The sequence below is a fragment of the Pseudomonas sp. genome, from assembly GCF_049645325.1.
GTDB lineage: Bacteria > Pseudomonadota > Gammaproteobacteria > Pseudomonadales > Pseudomonadaceae > Aquipseudomonas.
Window position 1 is genome coordinate 1 of record NZ_JBARTQ010000132.1, and the last position, 5383, is coordinate 5383.

5 protein-coding genes are annotated in these 5383 nt (G+C 58.8%); 3 read left to right on the forward strand and 2 right to left on the reverse strand.

Going from position 1 to position 5383, the window contains the following annotated elements; translation table 11 throughout:
- Positions 1 to 93: 93 nt before the first annotated feature.
- Positions 94 to 1035: a SphA family protein gene (locus tag WBB95_RS05820; protein ID WP_424486690.1), complete on the reverse strand. Its 942-nt coding sequence runs from the start codon at positions 1033 to 1035 to the stop codon at positions 94 to 96.
- Between the two features lie 203 nt (positions 1036 to 1238).
- Between WBB95_RS05820 and WBB95_RS05825 the strand changes: the two genes are divergently transcribed.
- Entirely contained in the window at positions 1239 to 2276 is a 1038-nt protein-coding gene (locus tag WBB95_RS05825) for an AraC family transcriptional regulator (protein ID WP_424486691.1), read from the forward strand.
- Between the two features lie 42 nt (positions 2277 to 2318).
- Here the strand turns inward: WBB95_RS05825 and WBB95_RS05830 are convergent, their stop codons facing one another.
- Positions 2319 to 2870, reverse strand: coding sequence for an RNA polymerase sigma factor (locus tag WBB95_RS05830; protein WP_424486692.1), 552 nt, complete (start codon positions 2868 to 2870; stop codon positions 2319 to 2321).
- Between the two features lie 484 nt (positions 2871 to 3354).
- On the opposite strand from WBB95_RS05830, the gene WBB95_RS05835 reads away from it, so the two are divergent.
- Together WBB95_RS05835 and WBB95_RS05840 are read left to right on the forward strand one after the other, a co-directional pair.
- On the forward strand, positions 3355 to 4284 hold the full coding sequence (locus tag WBB95_RS05835) for an anti-sigma factor family protein (protein ID WP_424486693.1): 930 nt from the start codon (positions 3355 to 3357) through the stop codon (positions 4282 to 4284).
- Positions 4285 to 4335: 51 nt separating this feature from the next.
- The gene (locus WBB95_RS05840) at positions 4336 to 5370 is read left to right on the forward strand and encodes a catalase family peroxidase (protein ID WP_424486694.1); all 1035 of its coding nucleotides are present in this window, start codon (positions 4336 to 4338) and stop codon (positions 5368 to 5370) included.
- Positions 5371 to 5383: the final 13 nt, after the last annotated feature.

Below are 5383 nucleotides of genomic sequence, written 5' to 3' on the forward strand. Positions count from 1 at the left end.
TTTGGGCTCCTTTCAAAAGTGACCCGCTGTAAGAGCGGAACCGATATCAGCCATCACCCAAAAAACGGATATACACCCCGACAATCCCCAAGCTCACAACGCAAACGGTATCGTCAACTTGGCCCACACCATATCCCCCTCCGGACGGTTCTGCACATCAAACTCCTTGGCCCAACGCACCTCGGCACTCGCGTACTTGAGAAAGGTGAAATACACCGCCGGCCCTATCGCAAACACCTGCCCGCGAACCCCGTCATTCACCGCCTCGCCAAAGATATTCACCACCGTATGCCCGTATTGTCTATCGTCGGTGGTCTGCTTCAAGTAGTACCCGTTGACCCCCAGGCTCAGGTTGTCAGTCACCTTGTAGCTGGCCGAATAGTCGAAGTGGAAAATCTGCCCGGAGCGATAGTCAGTGTCGTGGTTTTCCTGGTTAAAACTGTAGGTGGTCTTGATCGACAACTCGGTACGCTCGTTGGGCATCCAGGTCGCCGAAACCAGCGGCTTGTAGGTGTAGAAATTATTGCTGGTATTGGCCAGTCGCGAGGCGTCGTATTCGCCGGTGGGCAGGGTGACTTCCAGGGCTGCGGCGAGGGTCAGGTTCGGGCCCATGTCCCACAGGATGATCGGCGCCAGGGTAGTGTCGCCCATGCTTTCGCGCGTGTCGGACAGGCCGAACAGCGACACCTGCTGCTTGAGGTAAGGCTGCGCGACATAGCCGCCCAGGCGCCCGCCGAAAATGCGCACCGGGCTCAGGTAGTCCAGGCGCGGGATGATCGCGTCGGACTTGATGCGTACGTCGGAGACCTTGCCGCCAAGGGAGCTGATGTCCAGCTTGCGGGCTTGGTAATGGTTGTAATACAGGTTGAACGCAAACATGTGGTCCGGCAGGTTGTTCACGTCCAGGGGCAGGATGTAGAAACCGTCAGTGCCTGGGCCGATGTTGTCGACACCGACCTCGGTGGCCAGGGCCGGCAGGCTGATCAGGCTCAACAACGCGAGTTGCAGCGGGTGAAGCGCGCGGGTGGGGTTCATGTCTGGCCTCGTTATTATTGTTAGGGCACTGCTGAGCATAGAAATAAGCCCTGCGGGCCTGGCGAGGCAGGGTTTTGGAGGACAGATAGGGGGACTTTGCCGGACAGGTTTCACTCAGGGTGCAGCGACTCTTGCAAGCGCCTATGATTGTCAGAATGTTTCTAAAACAAGAACTGAAGCACTCAGTCAGGAACCCGTGATCCATGCAAAGGAAAGCCGTTGACCCGCAGTTCGAACTGGCGCTGGTATCGCCGTTCCTGTTGCAAACCCTGGGGCAGGTGGTGGCGCAGAAGGGCGCCAGTGCCGAAGCGCTGTGCCGTGGGCTGGGGTTTACCCTGGCCGACCTGGATGACCCGGCGCAACGCATCTCCTATCGCCAGGCCGTGGCGATGATCCAGCGCGCGCTCAAGGTGTTGCCCGACCAGGGCCTTGGCCTATGGGTGGGCCATCAGAACGTGCTGGGCACCCTCGGCTTGCTCGGCCATGTGATCTCCCTGTGCAAGACCCTGCGCGATGCCTTTGCCATCGGCGAGCGGCACCAGCACACGTCCGGCGGCATTGCCACCACGCGCACCCATGAAAACGCCCATGAAGTCTGTGTCGACGTCGAATGCCTGCTGCCGTACGCCGACGTGCAGGTGTTTGCGGCTGAGGAGTTCTTCGCCAGTCTCATGGTCTATGGCCGAGCGTTGGTCGGGGTGGACTTCATGCCGCAGCGGGTGGAGTTTGTACACGCCGCACCGTCTTATGTGGCCCACTATCAACGCCTGTTCGGCGCCGAGGTACGTTTCGGCTGCCTGCACAATCGCATGGTGCTGGCGCCGCACTGGCTGGACAGCCGCTTGCCTAATCATCACCCCTTGGCGCTGCGTCAGGCCCTGGAATTGCTGGAGCTGGAAAGCGCCCAGTTGCATCAGAAAATGGACCTGATCCAGGCCGTGGAACGCGCCATTTCACGGGACTTGCAGGGCAGCCAACTGGAGAAAGTCGCAGGCGACCTGAACATGAGTGGCCGCACCTTGCGTCGGCGCCTGACCGAGCACGGGTTGACGTTCGAAGCGCTGCTGGAACAGGTTCGGCGTGCGCGCACAATGGGGTTGTTGGGGAATCCGGGATTGTCGATCGAACGCATCACCGAGGAAGTCGGTTACAGCGACGTGCGCAGTTTTCGGCGGGCTTTCAAGCGCTGGACGGGGGTGAGCCCCAGTGCGTTTCGCGGTGATGGAAGCGGGGTGGCGTAGTCCTTAGGGTGGTCCCGTTCAGGACGCCGGTTTAGAGCGGTTTCAGGAGGATGACGACTTTTCTGATCGAGCGCGCAAAGGTTTGCTTTTTGGCGAATCAAAAAGCGCGCCGATCGCCTGACGCGCACGGGACAGCCGGCTCATGATGGTGCCGATCGGCAGGTCGAGCATTTCCGCAGCTTCCTTGTAGCTGAAGCGTTCCACGCCCACCAGCAACATGACTTCGCGCTGGCCTTCGGGGAGTTTTTCCACGGCTTCGATGATCTGCCGGTGCATCATGTCGGACTCCGGGTTGGGCGCCTCGGGGTCGCTGACGGTTTCGAGGAATTCGTCGTTCCAGTCCATGCGCGAACGGCTGCGCACCTTGCGTGAACGCAGTTCGTTGATCCAGGTGGAATGGACGATCGAAAACATCCAGCTCAACACCGACGTGTCGGGCTGCAATTGATGGGCGCGTTCCAGCGCGCGGACGCAGGCGAGTTGAACCAGGTCTTCGGCATCGTGCTTGTCACCGGAAATGCGCAACGCAAATGCCCACAGGCGCGGCAGCAGTTCTGGAAGCAGTGCGGGTAAGTCAGCACCGGTGATCGACATATTTCCTCTTTTTATTTCTTGATGCCTAAAATGGTGCGGTCAGGCTACGAGGTCGATACCGTAGCGGATGCCTGTGTCGCGGCGTCCTTAATGCGGTGCTGAGGCTCCTTTGGTGACGGTAAATTGTATCAAGATGCTGACAAAGTGTATCGATTTTGATCGCTTCTGAAAGGTTATTGACAGCTTATGCAGGTACCAGGCCAATCATTCTGACAATCGTGTCAGGAAAATTACCCGTACACATAGTGAAACATATAAGATTTATTCGGCCCTGGGAATATTTTCAATTCCAGGGTGTTCTCTTAGAGTATTTGCACGTGTCATCGAGTATTGGCCGGTTGCTTTAAAGTTTTTTTGACCTGTTGCAACGTTAAAGATGATATCAATATGATGGCTTGTCGCTACCCGCTGACAGGTCACTTCGGCTCACAAAGCCTGCAATCACACAGCAATAATTGATGAATACGAACGGAGAGATAACCCCATGGTAGCGGATGATGCCTTGCTAATGGCCTATGTTGACGGCGAGCTTTCGTCGCAACAGAACCAAGAGCTTGAGCGGCTCATAGACGCTTCGCCGGACCTGGCTCAGCGAGTCTCTCGGTTGATGGCTTCCTGCCTGCCTTATGAGGAAGCGTTTGCCCGCCAGAACGTGCCACCGGTGCCCGAGAGCTTGAAGCTCAGTATTGCGGCGCTGGCGGCTCAGCATTCGGCTGCCCGACCTGCTGAATACACTGTTCCGACGAGCGGAGTGAACTCTTCCGGTAAAGCAGACAGCGTTTTCTTGCGCCTGTTCGCGCTGCTCCAACCTAAATTTGCATGGCCGGCCCTGACGTTCGTTGCGGGTGCAGCGTGTTATGCGCTTGTGCTTCAGGTTGGTGCATTTAATGGTGCGCTTAAACCGGGCTTCGATGCCTCCGCGCCGGCCGTTGCCCAAACTTCTCCCTGGGTGCAACAAGCCGCCGCCTACCAGCATCTCTACACCCGGGAGACCGTTGCCTACGGCGCCCAGCCGGTCGAATCGGTGACCCAGACCCTGGCCGACATCCGTCAGGTTGACGGCTTGGCCCTGCGTGTTCCGGACCTGAGTTCCGCCGGCCTGACCTTCAAGCGTGTGCAGCGCCTGCGCTTCAACAACAAGGCGTTGATCCAGCTGGTGTACTTGCCCGCCAATGGCGCGCCAGTTGCACTGTGTGTGATGAAGGAGCCCAAGCCGGACCAGTCGATTGCTCAACAAAGCGTTGCGCAGATGAACGTAGTAACCTGGCGCCAGTCTGAACTGGGCTACGCCCTTATCGGCGAGCCCGAAGGTGTGGACCTCAACGCCGTTGCCCGACTTGTCGCCGATCGAAGTGCCGCCCAGCTGTTTGCTGGTGTGCCTGCACCGATGTGGATCGCCGCTATCCAGAAATAACCATGCCGGGGTCGGGCATTGGTTCCCAATGCCGTGATCCCAGATAGCTTGATGAAAAAATCCCTCTCGCTTAAAAAACGCCATTACCTGCCTCTTGTACTCGCTGCCGGGGTGATAACAGGCCTCGCTGCCTGGCTGTTGCCGTCCCTTTATTCGTCTTCGCCGACTGCCGTGCAAATCGTCGATGAGATGGAAGCCGTGTCGGGCGGCGCTCATCCCGGGTTTCGTCGCAACCATGCCAAGGGCCAGTGCATCAGCGGCCACTTTGAAAGCAACGGTAATGCAGTAGAGATTTCTCACGCGTCCTTGTTACAGCGTGGCAGTGTGCCGCTGATCGGCCGGTTGTCGGCTGCCGGAGGCGACCCGTCCCAGGCGGATGTGCATGGCATGATCCGCAGCATGGCCTTGCGACTGGCCGATGCCGATGGCCAGACGTGGTACATGGCGATGAATTCCGTGCCGGTGTTCCCGGTGAATACACCCGAAGGCCTGTATGCACAGCTGCGCGCGTCAATGCCGGAATACGGCGGCAGCGGCCCTGACCCGCAAAAAATGCAGGCCTTCAAAAACACTCATCCTGAAATGCGCCCGTTCGAAACCTGGTTGGCAGCGCATCCCGAGGCGTCGGGGTTTGATAACTCCACGTTCTACAGCGTCAATGCCTTTCGCATGACCGACGCCCAGGGCCGGGTGCACTTCGTGCGCTGGAGCATGGTGCCTGAAACACCTTACAAACCGATGACAAGCGGCCAGTCCCGTGACCCGGATTTTCTCGCCTATGGTTTTGCTACCTTGCTTGAGCAGGCGCCAGTGCGCTGGCACCTGCTCATCACCCTGGCAGAACCCGGGGATGTGACCACCGACGCCACCGTGCGCTGGCCTGACGGGCGGCGGCAAATCGATGCGGGCACGCTGGTCATCGACAACCAGCAATCCCAGGTCGAAGGCGCATGCCGGGACGTGGATTTCAACCCATTGGAGTTGCCTGCCGGGATCGGGCCGTCGGATGACCCGTTGCTGCTGGCGCGGGAAGCCGCCTACGCCGAATCCCATCGGCGGCGCGTCGAAGAAGAAGGCACCCATTAAGAATTTTTCCCAC